The 16,342-nt window shown below is 49.9% G+C and carries 20 protein-coding genes; 13 read left to right on the top strand and 7 right to left on the bottom strand.

Translation table 11 applies throughout. The features are described 5' to 3' along the window. Positions 1 to 47 precede the first annotated feature (47 nt). The 11 genes from FND36_06960 to FND36_07010 all read left to right on the top strand — a co-directional run bounded on the left by FND36_06960 (position 48) and on the right by FND36_07010 (position 9,056). Positions 48 to 608 carry a folate family ECF transporter S component gene (locus tag FND36_06960; GenBank protein ID QDW73798.1) on the top strand — a complete coding sequence of 187 codons (561 nt, stop codon included), beginning with the start codon at positions 48 to 50 and terminating at the stop codon, positions 606 to 608. A gap of 39 nt (positions 609 to 647) precedes the next feature. Beyond that, a complete protein-coding gene (locus tag FND36_06965) occupies positions 648 to 1,079 on the top strand; it encodes a MarR family transcriptional regulator (protein QDW73799.1) in 432 nt (143 codons plus the stop codon). 173 nt (positions 1,080 to 1,252) lie between these two features. Further along, a complete protein-coding gene (locus tag FND36_06970) occupies positions 1,253 to 1,849 on the top strand; it encodes a DUF3793 family protein (GenBank protein QDW73800.1) in 597 nt (198 codons plus the stop codon). Positions 1,850 to 1,865: 16 nt separating this feature from the next. Continuing rightward, on the top strand, positions 1,866 to 2,294 hold the full coding sequence (locus FND36_06975; GenBank protein QDW73801.1) for a flavodoxin: 429 nt from the start codon (positions 1,866 to 1,868) through the stop codon (positions 2,292 to 2,294). A 4-nt stretch (positions 2,295 to 2,298) separates the two neighbouring features. Beyond that, a complete protein-coding gene (locus FND36_06980) occupies positions 2,299 to 2,580 on the top strand; it encodes a DUF2325 domain-containing protein (protein ID QDW73802.1) in 282 nt (93 codons plus the stop codon). 107 nt (positions 2,581 to 2,687) lie between these two features. Further along, positions 2,688 to 3,536: a thymidylate synthase gene (thyA, locus tag FND36_06985; GenBank protein QDW73803.1), complete on the top strand. Its 849-nt coding sequence runs from the start codon at positions 2,688 to 2,690 to the stop codon at positions 3,534 to 3,536. 11 nt (positions 3,537 to 3,547) lie between these two features. Continuing rightward, entirely contained in the window at positions 3,548 to 4,039 is a 492-nt protein-coding gene (locus tag FND36_06990) for a dihydrofolate reductase (protein QDW73804.1), read from the top strand. Continuing rightward, positions 4,036 to 5,286, top strand: a complete 1,251-nt coding sequence (locus FND36_06995; GenBank protein ID QDW73805.1) for a glycosyltransferase family 4 protein — start codon at positions 4,036 to 4,038, stop codon at positions 5,284 to 5,286. Before FND36_06990 ends, FND36_06995 begins: the two co-directional genes overlap by 4 nt. A gap of 380 nt (positions 5,287 to 5,666) precedes the next feature. Further along, the gene (gene ilvB / locus FND36_07000) at positions 5,667 to 7,388 is read left to right on the top strand and encodes a biosynthetic-type acetolactate synthase large subunit (protein QDW73806.1); all 1,722 of its coding nucleotides are present in this window, start codon (positions 5,667 to 5,669) and stop codon (positions 7,386 to 7,388) included. A gap of 18 nt (positions 7,389 to 7,406) precedes the next feature. Beyond that, a complete protein-coding gene (gene ilvN / locus FND36_07005) occupies positions 7,407 to 7,919 on the top strand; it encodes an acetolactate synthase small subunit (protein QDW73807.1) in 513 nt (170 codons plus the stop codon). Between the two features lie 111 nt (positions 7,920 to 8,030). Further along, positions 8,031 to 9,056, top strand: coding sequence for a branched-chain amino acid aminotransferase (locus FND36_07010; protein QDW73808.1), 1,026 nt, complete (start codon positions 8,031 to 8,033; stop codon positions 9,054 to 9,056). Positions 9,057 to 9,118: 62 nt separating this feature from the next. Here FND36_07010 and FND36_07015 read toward each other — a convergent pair whose 3' ends face one another. The 4 genes from FND36_07015 to FND36_07030 all read right to left on the bottom strand — a co-directional run bounded on the left by FND36_07015 (position 9,119) and on the right by FND36_07030 (position 12,438). After that, on the bottom strand, positions 9,119 to 10,195 hold the full coding sequence (locus FND36_07015; protein QDW73809.1) for a dipeptide epimerase: 1,077 nt from the start codon (positions 10,193 to 10,195) through the stop codon (positions 9,119 to 9,121). A 90-nt stretch (positions 10,196 to 10,285) separates the two neighbouring features. Then, a complete protein-coding gene (locus FND36_07020) occupies positions 10,286 to 10,567 on the bottom strand; it encodes a hypothetical protein (protein ID QDW73810.1) in 282 nt (93 codons plus the stop codon). 75 nt (positions 10,568 to 10,642) lie between these two features. Next, positions 10,643 to 11,506 carry a sortase B protein-sorting domain-containing protein gene (locus FND36_07025; protein QDW75567.1) on the bottom strand — a complete coding sequence of 288 codons (864 nt, stop codon included), beginning with the start codon at positions 11,504 to 11,506 and terminating at the stop codon, positions 10,643 to 10,645. Further along, positions 11,503 to 12,438, bottom strand: coding sequence for a hypothetical protein (locus FND36_07030; protein QDW73811.1), 936 nt, complete (start codon positions 12,436 to 12,438; stop codon positions 11,503 to 11,505). Before FND36_07030 ends, FND36_07025 begins: the two co-directional genes overlap by 4 nt. A 664-nt stretch (positions 12,439 to 13,102) precedes the next feature. Between FND36_07030 and FND36_07035 the strand changes: the two genes are divergently transcribed. Both FND36_07035 and FND36_07040 read left to right on the top strand, forming a co-directional pair. Further along, entirely contained in the window at positions 13,103 to 13,363 is a 261-nt protein-coding gene (locus FND36_07035) for a hypothetical protein (protein QDW73812.1), read from the top strand. Further along, positions 13,350 to 14,249 (top strand): CtkA family protein, encoded by a 900-nt coding sequence (locus FND36_07040; protein QDW73813.1) that lies wholly within the window; start codon positions 13,350 to 13,352, stop codon positions 14,247 to 14,249. Before FND36_07035 ends, FND36_07040 begins: the two co-directional genes overlap by 14 nt. Positions 14,250 to 14,368: 119 nt before the next feature. On the opposite strand, the gene FND36_07045 is transcribed toward FND36_07040, so the two are convergent. From FND36_07045 to FND36_07055, 3 genes are read right to left on the bottom strand one after another with little or no spacing between them, the layout of a single operon-like run. Then, positions 14,369 to 15,022, bottom strand: a complete 654-nt coding sequence (locus tag FND36_07045; GenBank protein ID QDW73814.1) for an ABC-2 transporter permease — start codon at positions 15,020 to 15,022, stop codon at positions 14,369 to 14,371. Next, the gene (locus FND36_07050; GenBank protein QDW73815.1) at positions 15,019 to 15,870 is read right to left on the bottom strand and encodes an ABC transporter ATP-binding protein; all 852 of its coding nucleotides are present in this window, start codon (positions 15,868 to 15,870) and stop codon (positions 15,019 to 15,021) included. The genes FND36_07045 and FND36_07050 overlap by 4 nt, the downstream gene beginning before the upstream one ends. A gap of 3 nt (positions 15,871 to 15,873) precedes the next feature. Then, a complete protein-coding gene (locus FND36_07055; GenBank protein QDW73816.1) occupies positions 15,874 to 16,245 on the bottom strand; it encodes a GntR family transcriptional regulator in 372 nt (123 codons plus the stop codon). Between the last annotated feature and the right edge of the window lie 97 nt (positions 16,246 to 16,342).

Here is a 16,342-nt window from a genome sequence, read left to right on the forward strand (position 1 = left end):
CCTGCTTATGCGTAGCTTTAAGGACTACTGCGAAGGAGGTATTTTTTATGAAACGATGGAGAACATCATTTACAGATTCCTTCCAGGAATTGAAGAACGTAAGAAATCTGGCGGCAGTATCCATGCTGCTGGCGATCACTGTGATACTGGGGTTCTATCGGCTGCAGATCACAGATTATCTGAGGATCGGATTCGACTCTCTGGCAAAGGAACTGACGGGAATGCTGTTTGGACCAGTGGCTGCCTGTGTGGTGGCGGGGCTGGCAGACCTTATTTCCTTTATCCTTAAGCCGGTGGGGGCGTTTTTCCCAGGCTTGACTCTGAGCGCCATGCTCGCCGGCGTGATCTACGGAGTTGTGCTTTACCGGAGGCCTTTGACATTGAAGCGAGTGATCCTGGCCAACGTGCTGGTCACAGTTTTTGTCAACCTTTTGCTGAACACGTATTGGATGAGTGTCCTGTATGGGAACGCGTTTCTGGCCATGCTCCCAGCCAGAGCGGTGAAACAGGCGCTTATGCTCCCCATCGATGTGATCCTGTTCTATACAGTGGCCAGGATTCTTGGGAAAGCGAATGTTTTGGAAATGATCAAGAAAACAGCCGGTTAAGGCTGGAATGTGGGAGAGTGTGCGGACAAAGGAGAATCTATGCAGAAAAGAAGGACTATTGGATTCCGGATCAAACAGATCAACAACGGATACGAAAAGGAATTTAATAAGCGCCTGAAAACGCTTGGGATCACAGCCTCTCAATGTGAGGTGCTGGACTATCTTCTTGGCTGCAGTAAAGAAGAAGTGACCCAGCGTGATATTGAGAAAGCCTTAAATCTCCGGAATCCTACTGTAACAGGGCTGCTCAAGCGGTTGGATGAGAAAGGGTTCATCCTGTCTGTGCCCAGCAACAAAGACAAGCGCTGCAAGAATATCTATCCCACAGAGAAAGCCTATGATATCCAGCGGAGGATGGAGGCAGACCGAAAGAAGCTGGACAAACTGCTGACCTTGGGCCTTTCAAAGAAAGAAACCGCAGCACTGGAACGGATGCTGGATAAGGTATTGTATAACATAGCCGAGCCATAGAGCTCGGCTTTTTTAATTGGGGCCGGGGGATTTTTAAAAATCCCCCGGCCCCAATTAGAATAATCAGACTCAATTGAGAAAATCCTATCATTTATCAACTTGCTTTCTAAACGGATGTATGATATATTTTAAATGCAAATGATAATCATAATCAAAAAAGAAGGGAGAAAGATATGCCGGTTGAAGTGATATCTTACATGATGGCTGAAAGAAACGCAAGCAGAAGGCTGCAGTTTCAATTAGCTCTGCAATGCGGCCCCTTCTTGAAAGGGATGAAAAAAGGAAGTATCACGAATATTGAAAGACAGGATCTGAAAGAACTCTGGAAGATCCTGGCAGGAACTGGAATCGCGTTTCGAGTGCTGGCGGCCCATAAGGGAAAATACCTGATCCTTTTTTACCGCAGGCGGGAAATGGAGGAGCACCTCAACAGGCCGGATATTCTGGAATTTTTGGAGGGTTATGATTATAAGAGCGGAAGATTTGAGGAGCTTCTCGCCCATCTGGCGCTGCGCGTCCGGCAGCACTCCTGCGAGGGAATAGGGTTTCCCCATGAAATCGGAGTGTTCCTGGATTATCCGCTGGAGGATGTGACAAGCTTTATCCAGATGGGAGGAAAGCACAGTCTTCTGACCGGGTACTGGAAAGTATACCATAACCCGGAACAGGCGCGGATGACATTTTTGGCCTATGATAAGGCCAGATACAGCGCGGTCAATGAATTCCTGGCCGGGAGGACAATACAAGACATTGCTGGAAGAACAGCATAAAAAGGAGGAGCAGACCATGAGTATCTCAGTTGTTTATTGGAGCGGGACCGGAAACACAAAGGCGATGGCTGGTGCGGTGGCGGAAGGGATCGAGGAAGCTGGCGCCGGAGCGGAGGTCAGGAGCGTAGATCAGGCCGATGCGGATGCGTTGGCTGCGGAAAGCGCATTTGCCCTTGGCTGCCCATCTATGGGAGCGGAAGAACTGGAGGAGACCGAGATGGAGCCTTTTGTACAGGCGCTGGAGGGAAAAATATCCGGGAAAAGGATTCTGCTTTTCGGTTCCTATGGATGGGGAGACGGCGAATGGATGCGGACATGGTGTCAGCGGATGGCGGATATGGGAGCGGTGCTGACAGAAGCGGATGGTGTGATCGCCAACGAATCACCCGGAGAGACAGAATTGGAAAAATGCAGAGAGGCGGGAAAGAAACTGGCAGGAGGTTAAGAACATGAGTGTTGTGATCATAGGCGGAAACGAGCGGATGGAACAGCAGTATAAAGAGATCTGCAAACGCTATCGCTGCAAGGCAAAGGTATTTACCCGGATGTCAGGAAATCTGAAGACAAAAATCGGCCAGCCGGATCTGATCATTCTATTTACCTCTACGGTGGCACACAAAATGGTCCACTGCGCTTTGAGAGAGGCGGAACGTCACAATATCCGCGTAGAGCGGGCTCACAGCAGCAGCGCCAACGCGCTTGACAGTGTATTAAAAGATTGCTGCTGTTAAAAAGAAAGGCCGGAAGAATCCAGAGGCTTCTAAATTGCATCTGGATTCTTTTTTTTCGGCCTGTTTCGTGATACAATGGGAGAAGTGAACATACGGAGGTAGCAAACATGAGTTATGCAGATCAAGTTTTTATAGCCATGTGCAGAGACATTATAGACAACGGGACGGACACCAAGGGGGAAAAAGTCCGGCCGATATGGGAGGATGGAACGCCGGCCTATACGGTAAAAAAGTTCGGGGTAGTAAACCGGTACGATCTGTCGAAAGAATTTCCGGCACTGACGCTGCGGCGGACAGCTATTAAAAGCTGTACCGATGAACTTCTCTGGATCTGGCAGAGGAAATCCAATAATATCCATGATCTAAAGCCTCATATCTGGGACAGCTGGGCGGATGAGGACGGTTCCATCGGCAAAGCTTATGGTTATCAGATGGGGGTAAAACATCAGTATAAAGAAGGAATGTTTGATCAGGCAGACAGGGTGATCTACGATCTAAAGAATAATCCTTACAGCAGGAGAATCCTGACCAATCTCTATGTGCATCAGGATCTTCATGAGATGAATCTGTATCCCTGCGCCTACAGCATGACTTTTAACGTGACGAAACGGCCAGGCAGTGAGAAACTGACGTTAAACGGGATCCTGAACCAGAGATCCAATGATGTACTGGCCGCAAATAACTGGAATGTGTGCCAGTATGCGGTACTCCTGCATATGCTGGCTCAAGTGTGTGATATGGAGGTGGGAGAATTTGTCCATGTGATCGCGGATGCCCATATTTATGATCGGCACATCCCGATGATCGAAGAACTGATCTCAAGAGAACCGCTTCCGGCGCCGAAGTTCTGGCTGAATCCAGAGGTGAAGGATTTCTACCAGTTTACGCCGGATGATGTGAAATTGATCGACTATGAGACCCACGAGCAGATCCGGGATATCCCGGTAGCCATATAAGGAGGAGGAAAATGAATCTGATCGTAAATGTAGATAAAAACTGGGCCATCGGCCATGGAAACAAGCTGTTGGTACGGATTCCCCAGGATATGAAATACTTTCGTGCCATGACCAAAGGACACGTAGTGGTTATGGGGCGAAAGACGCTGGAGAGCTTCCCGGAGAGCAAGCCATTGCCGGACCGGGTAAATATTGTACTGACCAGAGACCAGAACTACCAGGCGGCGGGAGCGGCAGTCGTCCATTCTGTGGAAGAACTGAAGGAAGAATTAACGAAATATGAGCCGGAGGATGTGTTTGTGATCGGAGGAGGACAGATCTACCGGGAGCTTCTGCCTCTGTGCCGGAAGGCTTATGTAACGAAGGTGGATCGCGCGTTTGATGCGGATACGTATTTCCCGGATTTGGACAAAGATCCCAAGTGGCGGATGACGAAAGTCAGCGAAGAAGAGACCTATTTTGATCTGGAATATGTCTTCGCGGTGTATGAGAGGATAGCATGAAGATTTTAAGTATCACAGCCCAGAAACCAAGCAGCACCGGAAGCGGAGTCTATCTGACAGAACTGGTGAAGAGCTTCTGGAATATAGGAGAAGAACAGGCGGTTGTGGCCGGGATCTATCAGGAGGATCAGGTGGAACTGCCTTCGGGAGTCCGCTTTTTTCCCGTCTATTTTGAGTCAAAAAAACTGCCCTGGCCCATTGCGGGAATGTCGGATGAGATGCCATATAGAAGTACCCGCTACTGTGATATGACAGAAGAAATGGCAGAAGCGTTCAGAAAGTCTTTTCTGGAAGTGATCACTCAGGCGGTAGAAGAACTGGACCCGGATCTGATCCTTTGCCATCATCTGTACCTTTTGACCGCTTTTGTCCGGGAACAGTTTCCAGAACAGAGGATCTACGGATTCTGTCATAATACGGATATCCGACAGATGGAAAAAACGGATCTAAGGCGGGATTATATTGCCGGACAGATTCGGGCGCTGGACCGCATCTTTGTCCCTCAGAAGGCCCAGCGAGACAAAGTAATAGAGATTTATCAGGCGGATCCAGGGAAGATCCAGGAAGTGGGAGTGGGATACAACCACCATATCTTCTGTCCCAATAGAAGAGAGGCGGAAGACGGAGTCACCCGGATAGTCTATGCGGGAAAGATCGCAAAGAAAAAAGGAGTCATGAGTCTTCTCAGCGCTCTGTCTCATCTGAAACTGCCGGCAGAATCCCTTTCTCTTTTCCTTGCGGGCGGCGCGGGAAATGAAGAAGAGTATCAGGAAATCCGGGAAGCGGCAAAAGCCTGTCCTTATCCGGTGGAATTCCTGGGGAGGCTTCCTCAGAAAAAGCTGGCTGAAGTATACAACTTCTGTGATGTTTTTGTGCTGCCATCCTTTTTCGACGGTCTTCCGCTTACCGTCATTGAGGCGCTTGCCTGTCGGGACCGGGTTGTGATGACGGATCTTCCGGGAATCCGGGAATGGCTGGAAACACATGCGCCGGGAGGCGACGTGCGGTATGTGGAGCCGCCTCGGATGCGGGATACGGATGAACCTTTGGAGGAGGACCTTCCAGATTTTGAGGAGCGGCTTGCGGAAGCATTGAAAGAAAGTATAGAAAAGAAGAAAAGCGGCGGATCAGAGAAGGCGGCCGCAGATGTCAGCGGCATTTCCTGGGAAGCCATTGGCAGAAGTGTTTTAGACTCCGCTGAGGCGGACAAAGCAAAAGATTTGACAAAGAAAGGTCAAGGATGTTAAAAAAGATCGGTTGACAAAGGGATCAGCCTTCCACTATAATAAGAATAATTTATCAGAGAAATGCTATGACAGGGAGGAGTACATAGATTCTGGAAGCAAAGAGAGAAGATGGCCGGTGGGAATCTTCGTGAAAGATTTATGGAAGTAGCCCTTGAGCAGTGAATCGAACGGACGAGATTGTCTAAGTAGACTTCAACGTGTGTCCCAGCGTTAGAAGGGAACGGTATCGGAGATGATAAGAAGATCTTCCCGTACCGGCAGAGCGCAGAGAGAGTTCTCTGAAATTAGGTGGTAACACGGATGCAGCATTCGCCCTAAGCCGGAAGGCTTGGGGCGTTTTCTTTGCCGCAGATGGGGAATAGGTATAGGAGGTTGAAACAATGAAAAAGATCAGTGGAAACAAGTTATTGGTAAAAGCGCTGAAAGAGGAAGGAGTAGATACCGTATTTGGCTATCCGGGGGCCTGTACGATCGATATCAGTGATGAACTTTATAAACAGGATCAGATCCAAGTGATCCTTCCCAGACAGGAGATCGCTCTGGTCCATGAGGCAGACGCTTATGCCCGTTCGACGGGAAAGACGGGGGTATGTCTGGTGACCAGCGGACCTGGGGCTACGAATCTGGTGACAGGGCTCGCCACCGCCTACTATGACAGTGTTCCTCTGGTCTGCTTTACTGGACAGGTGGCAAGACATCTGATCGGGAATGATGCGTTCCAGGAAGTAGACATCGTGGGAATCACCCGGAGCATTACCAAGTATGGCGTAACGGTGCGCAGAAGAGAGGATCTGGGAAGGATTCTAAAAGAAGCGTTTTATATTGCCCGGACAGGAAGGCCCGGTCCGGTACTGATCGATCTTCCCAAAGATGTAATGGCGGAACTAGGGGATGGGGAGTATCCGAAGGAAGTCAATATCCGCGGCTATAAGCCGAATACTCATGTACATATCGGACAGCTGAAAAGAGCCATTAAGATGCTTGGAAAAGCGAAGAGACCCTTGTTTTTGGCAGGCGGCGGAGTGAATATTTCCCATGCGGGAAGCGAGTTTACAGAACTGGCAGAGAAAACGGGAGTTCCTGTTGTTACAACGGTCATGGGACGGGGAGCGATCCCGACAGATCATCCGCTGTATATCGGAAATCTAGGGATGCACGGCGCCTACGCCTCGAATATGGCGGTAGACAACTGTGATCTTCTGTTCTCCATTGGTACCCGGTTCAATGACCGGATCACAGGGAAACTGCATTCCTTTGCCTCAAAAGCTCAGATTGTCCATATCGATATTGATACGGCGGCAATTTCCAAAAATGTCCAGGTAGATGTGCCGATCGTGGCGGATGCGAAAGAGGCAGTCGCCAAGATGCTGGAATATGTGACCCCTTGTGATACAAAAGAGTGGAGAGGACAGGTGGAGGCATGGAAAGAAGCGCATCCTCTGCGGATGAAACCCCGCCCGATCATGACGCCCCAGGACATCCTGGAAGTGATCAACCGGATTTTCGACCGAGCGATCGTGATCACGGATGTAGGGCAGCATCAGATGTTTACAGCTCAGTTCCTGGAGGTCAATGAAAAGAAGCGGCTGTTTATGTCGGGAGGCCTTGGAACAATGGGATACGGCCTTCCGGGAGCCATTGGCGCGAAGATCGGAAATCCGGACACACCTGTCATCTCCATTTCCGGGGACGGCGGGATGCAGATGAATATCCAGGAACTTGCGACAGCGGTGCTGGAAGAGCTCCCCATTATATCCTGTATCTTTAATAACAGCAATCTGGGAATGGTCCGTCAGTGGCAGAAATTATTTTATGGCAAGCGCTACTCCATGACCTGCCTCCGGTCCGGGGCGGCCTGCAGAGGCAAATGCGGCGAGGTGGAATGTCCCAAGTATACGCCGGATTTTGTGAAACTGGCGGAGAGTTATGGGGCAAAAGGATTAAGGATCACGAAGAAAGAAGAGATCGAGCCGGCCTTCCGGGAGGCTATGGCGAGCAAAAAGACTCCCTATATCCTGGAATTTACCATTGATCCAGAAGATCTGGTCTATCCGATGATCGAACCAGGCGGAACTTTAAAAGATATGATCATGGACTGCTAGGGAAAGGAGAAAAAGGAAATGAACGGAAATGGAATGAAGAAACGATGGATATCACTGTATGTAGAAAATCAGGTGGGAGTTCTGTCGAAGATCTCCGGGCTTTTTGCTGGAAAATCTTATAACATGGACAGTCTGACGGTAGGAACCACAGAAGATCCAACGGTATCCCGGATGACCATCGCCACCGTCAGCGACGACGAGACTTTTGAGCAGATCAAGAAGCAGCTGAACCGTCTGGTTGAAGTGATCAAAGTGATCGATTTTACCGATATTTTTGTAAGGATGAAGGAGATCTTATATGTGAAAGTGCGCAGATGTACGCCGGAAGACAAGGTAGAACTGTTCCAGATCGCAGAAACCTTCAAGGCGAAGGTGATCGATTACGGGAAGGACAGTCTGCTTTTGGAGTTTGTCCAGACGGCCACCAAAAACGATGCGGTGATCAAACTGATGAAGGAAGAATTCAAGAGTATAGAGGTAGTCCGGGGCGGAAGCGTAGGAATCGAATCCATTAGTATGATGGAACGATAAAGAAGAGCTCATCGCCATTGCTTTTGTAAAAACAGAGCGCACTCTTGAATTTTCAATATGAACGTATTATAATGAGACTCATGGAAAGCCATTACGAATGGAGGAGTTAAGATGGAGAAGAAAAATATTGACTGGGCAAATCTAGGCTTTGATTATGTGGAAACGGATCAGAGATATGTTTCCAATTATAAAAATGGGGCCTGGGATGCGGGAACTATGACGGCTGACTCAAATGTTGTGATCAACGAATGTGCCTGTGTCCTTCAGTACGCGCAGACCTGCTTCGAGGGACTAAAGGCTTATACAGCGGAGGATGGGAGCATTGTGATGTTCCGGCCGGACTTAAACGCGGCTCGTATGGCAGAGACAGCCAAGCGTTTGGAAATGCCGGTGTTCCCGGAAGAGCGGTTTGTAGAAGCAGTGCATAAGACGGTGGAGGCGAACGCGGCTTATGTTCCGCCCTATGGATCAGGCGCTACCCTGTACGTGCGCCCCTATATGTTTGGCTCTAACGCGGTCATCGGCGTAAAACCAGCGGATGAGTATCAGTTCCGGGTGTTTACCACACCGGTAGGTCCTTATTTTAAAGGCGGCGCAAAACCGATCACCATCCGGGTATGTGATTATGACCGAGCAGCCCCGCACGGAACAGGTCATGTAAAGGCGGGATTGAATTATGCTATGAGCCTTTATGCCATTGTCGAGGCGCATGCTCAGGGATACGATGAAAATATGTATCTGGATGCGGCTACCAGGACAAAAGTGGAAGAGACCGGAGGCGCCAACTTTATTTTCGTGACAAAGGACGGCAAGGTTGTAACGCCAAAGTCCAGCACTATCCTTCCCTCCATCACCAGACGTTCTCTTATGTATGTGGCTGAGAAATACCTTGGACTGGAAGTAGAAGAGCGGGAGATCTACTTTGACGAAGTGAAAGATTTCGCGGAGTGTGGTCTGTGCGGAACGGCAGCGGTCATCTCTCCGGTAGGAAAGGTGGTAGACCACGGAAAGGAGATCTGCTTCCCAAGCGGAATGGATGAGATGGGACCGATCACCAAGAAGTTATATGACACATTGACAGGCATCCAGATGGGCCATATTGAAGCGCCGGAAGGATGGATTCATAAGGTGTGCTAAAGACGATACAGAAAAAGCGGGCGCCGCGGGGGGATGATCCTCTGCGGCGTCCGCTTTTAAAATCAGAAAGAGATGTCAAGACCAAGTCCTGGTCTGTCCAGGAGACGGAACCGGTCCCCGTGTATCTCAAAGCCTCCCGGCATTCCTGTATCCCCGTCCTTATAGAACAGGAAGGTGTCACAGTCAGATTCTGTAATGTTTTTCTTCGCGGCTACCAGACTTAAGCCCGCTGTGATGGAGATCTTGGTCTCGATCATGCAGCCGACCATGCAGGGAACGCCAAAACTCTCGCCGATGGCGTTGATCTGGGACGCCCGGTAGAGCCCGCCGCATTTCATAAGCTTGATATTCATGATATCCGCGGCCTCCGCTTTGCAGATCTTGGCCGCGTCCCGGATAGTATGCAGGGATTCGTCTAACATGAGCTTTATGCCATTGGACTGTCTGCGGAGTCTGGCCGCTCCGTCCAGATCCCAGTCGGGCAGGCATTGTTCCGCGGCCTCCACTTTGTATTTCTTCATTTCTTCCAGCATGAAAAGAGCCTGGCTGTAGTCATAGCCCTGGTTCGCGTCGATCCGCAGCCGGATATCCGGGCCGACTGCCTCGCGGATGAGAGAGAGGGCCAGCAGGTCATCTTCCGGGCAGATCCCGGTCTTGACCTTAAGAATGTGATAGCCCAGATCCTTGACGAAATGTTCCGCCTGGGCCGCCATTTTCTCAGGCGGATTGATGACAACGGTAATATCGTTCTGCACCTCATCGTCATAGCCGCCCAGCACCCGGTACAGGGGCTGTCCCATAAACTTGCCCTTTAGGTCATAGAGGGCAATGTCGATGGCGCATTTGGCGGAGCCGTTTCCGTGGGCCACTCCATCCATCATGGCGTGGGCCTTCTCAATATCCAGAGGGTCCATGCCGATCAGACCCTGGCGGAAGAGCCGGAGGATCTCCAGACAGCCCTCCACCGTCTCCCCTGTGACAGGGGCGAAGGGCGCCGCCTCTCCATAGCCGGTATATCCTTCATCCGTCTCGATTTTTACGATAATGCTGACGGTGTGTGTGATTTCCGCAAATGCCACGTTGAATGGCTCTTCCAGTTCGATGGAGAATTTCTCCATTTTAACATCTGTGATCTTCATGGTTTCCTCCTGTCTCCTGTTATAATCTCTCGAAATCTTATGTCCATGGATGTGACTGCCGCCTTAACAGTCCGCAAAGATATGAAAATCCTATCTGGCCAGCTCATCCAGAGTGTATTTCGCTTGGCACCGTGGACATGTATAGGTGTAATAGTAGTATTTTACCTTTGTGTCATCTACATTTGCCAGATCCATGGTAAAAGTTCCGGGGAGCTGACCCTTTGTGTAAAAAGCTTCTTTCCTGCGGATCAGCTTCTCCCCACATCTGGGGCATTTCGGCTTCTTAAACAGGAAATGGAAGAATTGTTTTGGTGTAAAGGAATAACTGAACGCCGTTGGCTTCATAGAATCCCAATTCTCATCGCGCTTCATAGGCGGCCCCCTTTCTTTACGCTGAAAATAGCATCGGTTTTCTTAAAAAAAGTGTACCGTTTTCGCAAGGCTTTGTCAATGAGGGGTGTGTCGCTTTTCGCGGTAGAACGCGGTCATGGACAGACCGGCGCCGGAAATCAGCAGCAGAACGATCCACAGGGCGATAGGGTTGTTGTCACTCGTCTGCGGAGACGGTGTATCGCCATCAGCGGCGGAAGCCGCCTGGATCGTAAACTCCGTTGTGGCCGTACCCGTGTTGGAGACGATGGCAAGCGTGTGTTTCCCAACGGAAAGGGTCTCCAGATAGGAAGCCTTTAAGGTGACAATTGTACTGCCTTCTCTGACTTCATAATCGGAAGCGGCAAGGTCTCTGCCGTCCACCTGTACCTTCACAAAATCCGCGAATGCCGCGTTGGATGTAAAGGAAAGACCGTCTTCTGTGCCTTTCTGCCAGATGCCGCCGGCTCCGGCGATAATGGCCGGTTCAAAGCCGCTGTCGATCACACTGGGGACGGTGGAGATGGCGGCGCCATCGCTGGGACTGGATGGGTGATAGAAGTCGTTCCCGGCATAGCGTGCGTAAAAGGTATAGTTTGTGCCGGACTGCAGTCCAGTGAATTCAGGGCTGGTCTGCCAGCGATCTTCCGGCACGGAAGTTTCCGCGCCTACGGTGTAGCCGTACTGAACATCACCATAGCCGGTGGTTGTGATCGCGGCCAGTGTGATGGTGTCCGCTGTGGCCGTTCCGCTCTGCGTGGGCGCGGCGGGCGCGCCCTGATTGCCCTTGTTGACGGTGCCGTGATTGGCAAAGACGCCGGCGCCTGTCACCGTACCGTTAGTATTGTCCAAAGTGCCAGAGTTATTGATGGTACCGTTGTTGGTCAGTGTGCCGCTGTTGGTCAGTGTGCCGTTGTTGGTCAGTGCGCCGCTGTTGGTCACGGTCCCTCATTGGTCAATCTTGCGCCACTGGGGATTGTCAGGCTCGCGCCATTGGGTATATCCAGGCTCTCACCGTTGTCGATAGTCAAATTCTCCTGTAATTCCACACTGCCGTACACGGTGCCCGTTTTGCCGTCAAAGACGATGCCGGTGCTGCCACTAGCAGAGGTTACTTCCTGGGCATAACTGCCGTCTCCGGCCCGAATCCCGCCGTCTCTTGCGTCTACCAAGGCGTTATTGCTGACGGTCAGGCCAGGCGTTCCGGTAACGGTATCGCCGCCAAAACTAAACCGTATCCCCACACCAGAACTTCTTCCGGCAGCCGCAGTCAGACCGCCGCCATCCACAGTCAGAGAGGCGGACGAAGTTTCTCTGGCCTGCACGAAGACGCCATCGCCGTAGGCAGTGGTTGCAGTGACCTCAGCATTCTGGATGGTCAGGGCGGCATTGCTACTTATGCTCACAACGCAGACTCCATTAGAAATACCGCTGACATTCAGACGGCCTGCACCCTCAATGGTCAGGCTGGCGACACCGGCAGAAGAATAAACATAAATCCCTGTGGAGGTCTCCGACAATGTGTTTTGGCCCTCTAATTGGATGGTCAATTCCGTATCCCCACTCTGATTGACCACGCCAATAGCAGCGCCGCTAACATTAGTGTCATTATTAGAAGTTTTGATGGTGGCGTTGTGCAGTGTCAGGGTGTTGCTGCTTTCGTCATAATGGATATAGTTGTCTGTCGGTGTCCCTGCCTCTGAATACGCGGTGACATTTCCATCGTTGTCCGTCGTCCAGTAGCTGTCACCAGAAATTATCTGTGTGCCCACATAGATAATCATTCCGCTCGGCGCGGCCGCCAGCGCCGTGGCGGGCAGCAGCCCTAGGCACAGGGCCAAGATCATACACAGGCTTAAAATTCGTTTTTTCATCTCGTTTCCTCCTTATGTGCTCCGAGAGCTGCCGGATTTCCCGTGCCGGAGCGTAGTTTCTTGTTGCGCAAAAAAGGAGCGCGCCGTCCCACGGAATGACCGTGGACGCGGCGCGCCCCTTGAATGGCGTTGTAAAATTGTATGCAGGAAAAAAGGACAGACTTACCTTACCTTATCTGTCTGTCTGTCTGTCTGTCTGTCTGTCTGTCTGTCTGTCTGTCTGTCTGTCTGTCTGTCTGTCTGTCTGTCTGTCTGTCGAGAGCGTAGCAGTTTTCAAGCATGTTTGTCAACACTTTTTTGCAAATCAGCTCCATCTTTTTCTCCCTGCATTCTACGGTATACTTTGCCTCCTATCTGGGAGGCGGTCCTATGATTATGCCTCTATTATACAGGAAAAAAAGAAGAAATACTATCACCCATTTTGACCCCCAAAATGGGTGACCCCTGGGAGGATTACTGCGGTGGGTTCCGTCTCTAAAAGTATAGAGTATTTCAGGGCTTTTCGGTTCTTCACGCTCCGTTTCCGCATGGCCGGCGGGGGGTATAAATTCTACGTCATTCGGAAGAGAAGCGCTATCTGGCGCTTTGCTTGACGCTGTTTTTCTGTGTTGATATAATAAAAACAATTAGAATCGGAGGCAGAAAAGGAGTGTCTTAAGGCAGTATGAGAAGAAAAGAAGAGGAATCAACAAAAAGGGACAGAGAACGTTCCTATGAATACGGTCTTCCAGAGTATCTCCAGCAGGACCTGGATGCATATAAAAATGGTTTGAAAAACGGTTCTGGTCTGCTGGATTGCCTATGGGGAGAACTATACGGAAGTATTAATGTGGCGCAGATTAACGATGGCGCGATCACTCCGGAGCACGCGGATTATCTCAGAGAAAAATTCCTGTGGGGAAGGGGCGGCAATGAAGAAGATTGATTTTACAGACTGCGGGAAAATCTTTGGAAGGGCTTATAATGGAGCCAATGGGAAGAAGATTGCGGTAGAATACAATGGAAGGGTTTATATGTTAAAATTTCCACCTTCCGCAGAGGGAAAGCAGACTGAACTTTCGTACACGAGTAGCTGTATCAGCGAACATATTGCAAGCAGCGTTTTTGGGCTGTTAGAAATTCCGGCGCAGAAGACGATGCTTGGAACCTTTCGGGTGGCGGGAAAGGAGAAAGTCGTCGGTGCCTGCCTGGATTTTACGGATGGAGGAAAAGTGTTGTATGATTTTTGTTCCATCAAAAATACAGTGATTGATTCTGAGCATGGAGGTACGGGAACAGAACTTTCAGATTTGATAGAAACCTTTGAAAAACAGGAGTTTGTAAATCCGAAAGAACTGGAAATATATTTTTGGGATATGTTCGTAGTCGATGCCCTGCTTGGAAATTTTGACCGGCATAATGGAAACTGGGGATTCCTTGTGGATCATAGTTTGCAAACGGCGGAAATCGCGCCTGTTTTCGACTGTGGAAGTTGTCTGCTCCCGCAGGCAGATGACAAGGTTATGGACAAGGTTCTGAAAAATGAGGACGAACTTAACGCGCGGATTTTTCAGTTTCCGGCATCAGCAATCCGGGAACATGGAAGAAAAATTTGTTATTATGACTTCTTAATGGCCGGAGAATACCCAGAATGTAACAAAGCGCTTCTGCGGATCGTACCAAGGATCAATATAAAAGAAATCCAAGATTTTATAGATACCGTGCCATATCTTTCCGAGTTGCAGAATCGATTTTATAAAACATATATAAGGGCACGGCTGGAGAGATTACTCCTGCCTGCTTATAAAAAAGTTGAAGGGACAGCGTTTTAAATCTATGAACGCCGTCCCTTCTTGATTGTTCTATTTTTTATTCCGTTTTATAAAGAGCCAGTAGGCAAATACGATCAGAGAAAGAATACAGATTATACTGTTTATCATTCGGACACCTCCTAAAATTCTTTCCGGTTCACGATACCGATGCTGATCCTTAAGGACAGCAAAAGGAGAAGAAATGTGATTAAGATGGAAACGGCGGCCACAGCGCCCACACTTGGCGCAGGCAGCCGGTTGAGCAGCAGGAGCAGGTCGATGCCGCAGGCCTGGGCGATCTGAATGACCAGGAAGGCTGCCAGGAAGATGGCGCCAATGGCGCCGATCAGCGCGATCCGTCCTTTTTCGCCGCCAAACTTCAACTGGATGGGCAGCATGATGGATAAGAGCAGGAACAAAAAGGGCAGGATCAATAGGGCGGTCAGGAGAAGATCCGTAAGGGGCACGCTCCCTCTGGCGGCTGCGGCGATCAGGACCAGAAGGGTGGAGCACAGCCAGGCGCCAAAAGCCAGGATCAGTCCAAACGCGTATTTTTCTGCCGCATAATCCGCCCTTGTGATCGGAAGAGAGAACAGGAACGGACTTCCGTTGTCGAACTCGTCATAGCTGATGGAGCTTAAGGAGAACAAGGAAAATACAAATGTGGAAAATCCGATCGGGAAGGACAGATCCTCGGAAAACAGCGCGAGCCCCACGCTGATGACGATCATGACCACAAAAAAGTTTTTCTGCATTTTCAAGAGTTTAAAATCTTTGATCAATAAGCCTTTCATAACTCGTTCCCCCTTACCATCATGGTGATCACTTGGTCGATGCCGCCTCTTTCAACGGCGATCTTCGGAAAATTCTCCAGATAATACCGTTTCTGGCTGGTGAGACAGCTATAGCCGTAAGCTTCTTTCCTGACCCGCAGAAGGAACTGTTTATCCAGAGTCTGATATTGTCTGTCGTCCATTTTCAAAACAGCGTAATCGCTGAGCAGTACGTCCGTGTCCTCGTGCAGGATGATCCTTCCTTCATGGATCATATAAAGGTCATCGCATAGCGTCTCCAGATCGCTGGATATGTGAGAGCTGATGAGGATGGACCGCTCTTCATCGGTTTCCATATATTCCCGCAGGATGTCTAAAAGTTCATCCCTGGCGATCACGTCCAGGCCGGCGGTAGGCTCATCCAGGATCAGAAGCCTGGAATCATGGCTGACCGCGGATAATACTTTCAGCTTCGCCCTCATGCCGGTGGAGAAATCTTTGATCCGCTTATGGAGAGGAAGCTGGAAGCGACTTGCCCGCTCCAGAAAAAAAGCCTGGTCAAAGGTGGGGTAGAAGCTCTTAAGGACGGGCAGGATATCCTGGATGGTCAGATATCCGCTAAAACCAGAATCTGACAGGACTACGCCCAGTTTTTCTTTATCTTTCGGGGTGAAATCATGGAAATCCTTTCCCAGGATGGAGATATCACCGCCGTCTCTTGAGATCAGTCCCAAGACCGCTTTAAAGGCAGTGCTTTTTCCGGCGCCGTTCTGGCCGATCAGGCCAGTCACACATCCGGGACGGACGTTTAGGGAGCAGTCCAGAGAGAAGTTTGGATAGTGTTTTTGCAGATGCTCAATGTTCAACATGTGTCAGCCCTCCATGATCAATTCAAATAATTTTCGGATGTCCTCATCGGAGATTCCGTAACGTCTGCCTTTCTGGATGGCCAGTTCCAGATCGGCTTCCAGGTCTTTCTTCTGTTCTTCCAGAAGAAGCTGGGGATTTGCCGCCGCCACATAGCTGCCTTTTCCATGGACGGTCACTGTGAAGCCTTCGGCTTCCAGCGTGTCATACGCCTTTTTGACAGTTAAGGCGCTGATCTTCAATTCCCTGGATAAAGCCCGGACGGACGGCAGACTGTCATTTTCCTTCAGCTCCCCGCCGCGGATGAGCGTTTTGATCTGATCCACGATCTGCTCATAGATGGGAACCATCAGGGAAGTGTTTATGATGATCTTCATAGGTTCTCCCTCCTTGATATAAACAGTATATAACAGTGCAGAACTGATGTCAAGTGTTATATACTGTTTATCAATATGTTTTTCGAGGATTTAAAAC

It is taken from the genome of Lachnospiraceae bacterium KGMB03038, from assembly GCA_007361935.1.
Taxonomy (GTDB): Bacteria; Bacillota; Clostridia; order Lachnospirales; family Lachnospiraceae; genus Massilistercora.

Excerpts from the sequence above, each read along its gene's own strand:
- FND36_06995 (QDW73805.1), top strand. The coding sequence starts at position 4,036 with ATGAAGATTTTAAGTATCACAGCCCAGAAACCAAGCAGCACCGGAAGC.
- FND36_07030 (QDW73811.1), bottom strand. The coding sequence starts at position 12,438 with ATGAAAAAACGAATTTTAAGCCTGTGTATGATCTTGGCCCTGTGCCTA.
- FND36_06970 (QDW73800.1), top strand. The coding sequence starts at position 1,253 with ATGCCGGTTGAAGTGATATCTTACATGATGGCTGAAAGAAACGCAAGC.
- FND36_07015 (QDW73809.1), bottom strand. The coding sequence starts at position 10,195 with ATGAAGATCACAGATGTTAAAATGGAGAAATTCTCCATCGAACTGGAA.
- FND36_07040 (QDW73813.1), top strand. The coding sequence starts at position 13,350 with ATGAAGAAGATTGATTTTACAGACTGCGGGAAAATCTTTGGAAGGGCT.
- FND36_07020 (QDW73810.1), bottom strand. The coding sequence starts at position 10,567 with ATGAAGCGCGATGAGAATTGGGATTCTATGAAGCCAACGGCGTTCAGT.
- FND36_07050 (QDW73815.1), bottom strand. The coding sequence starts at position 15,870 with ATGTTGAACATTGAGCATCTGCAAAAACACTATCCAAACTTCTCTCTG.
- FND36_06980 (QDW73802.1), top strand. The coding sequence starts at position 2,299 with ATGAGTGTTGTGATCATAGGCGGAAACGAGCGGATGGAACAGCAGTAT.
- FND36_07055 (QDW73816.1), bottom strand. The coding sequence starts at position 16,245 with ATGAAGATCATCATAAACACTTCCCTGATGGTTCCCATCTATGAGCAG.
- FND36_06960 (QDW73798.1), top strand. The coding sequence starts at position 48 with ATGAAACGATGGAGAACATCATTTACAGATTCCTTCCAGGAATTGAAG.
- FND36_06965 (QDW73799.1), top strand. The coding sequence starts at position 648 with ATGCAGAAAAGAAGGACTATTGGATTCCGGATCAAACAGATCAACAAC.
- thyA (QDW73803.1), top strand. The coding sequence starts at position 2,688 with ATGAGTTATGCAGATCAAGTTTTTATAGCCATGTGCAGAGACATTATA.
- FND36_07010 (QDW73808.1), top strand. The coding sequence starts at position 8,031 with ATGGAGAAGAAAAATATTGACTGGGCAAATCTAGGCTTTGATTATGTG.
- FND36_06990 (QDW73804.1), top strand. The coding sequence starts at position 3,548 with ATGAATCTGATCGTAAATGTAGATAAAAACTGGGCCATCGGCCATGGA.
- FND36_07035 (QDW73812.1), top strand. The coding sequence starts at position 13,103 with ATGAGAAGAAAAGAAGAGGAATCAACAAAAAGGGACAGAGAACGTTCC.
- FND36_06975 (QDW73801.1), top strand. The coding sequence starts at position 1,866 with ATGAGTATCTCAGTTGTTTATTGGAGCGGGACCGGAAACACAAAGGCG.
- ilvB (QDW73806.1), top strand. The coding sequence starts at position 5,667 with ATGAAAAAGATCAGTGGAAACAAGTTATTGGTAAAAGCGCTGAAAGAG.
- FND36_07045 (QDW73814.1), bottom strand. The coding sequence starts at position 15,022 with ATGAAAGGCTTATTGATCAAAGATTTTAAACTCTTGAAAATGCAGAAA.
- ilvN (QDW73807.1), top strand. The coding sequence starts at position 7,407 with ATGAACGGAAATGGAATGAAGAAACGATGGATATCACTGTATGTAGAA.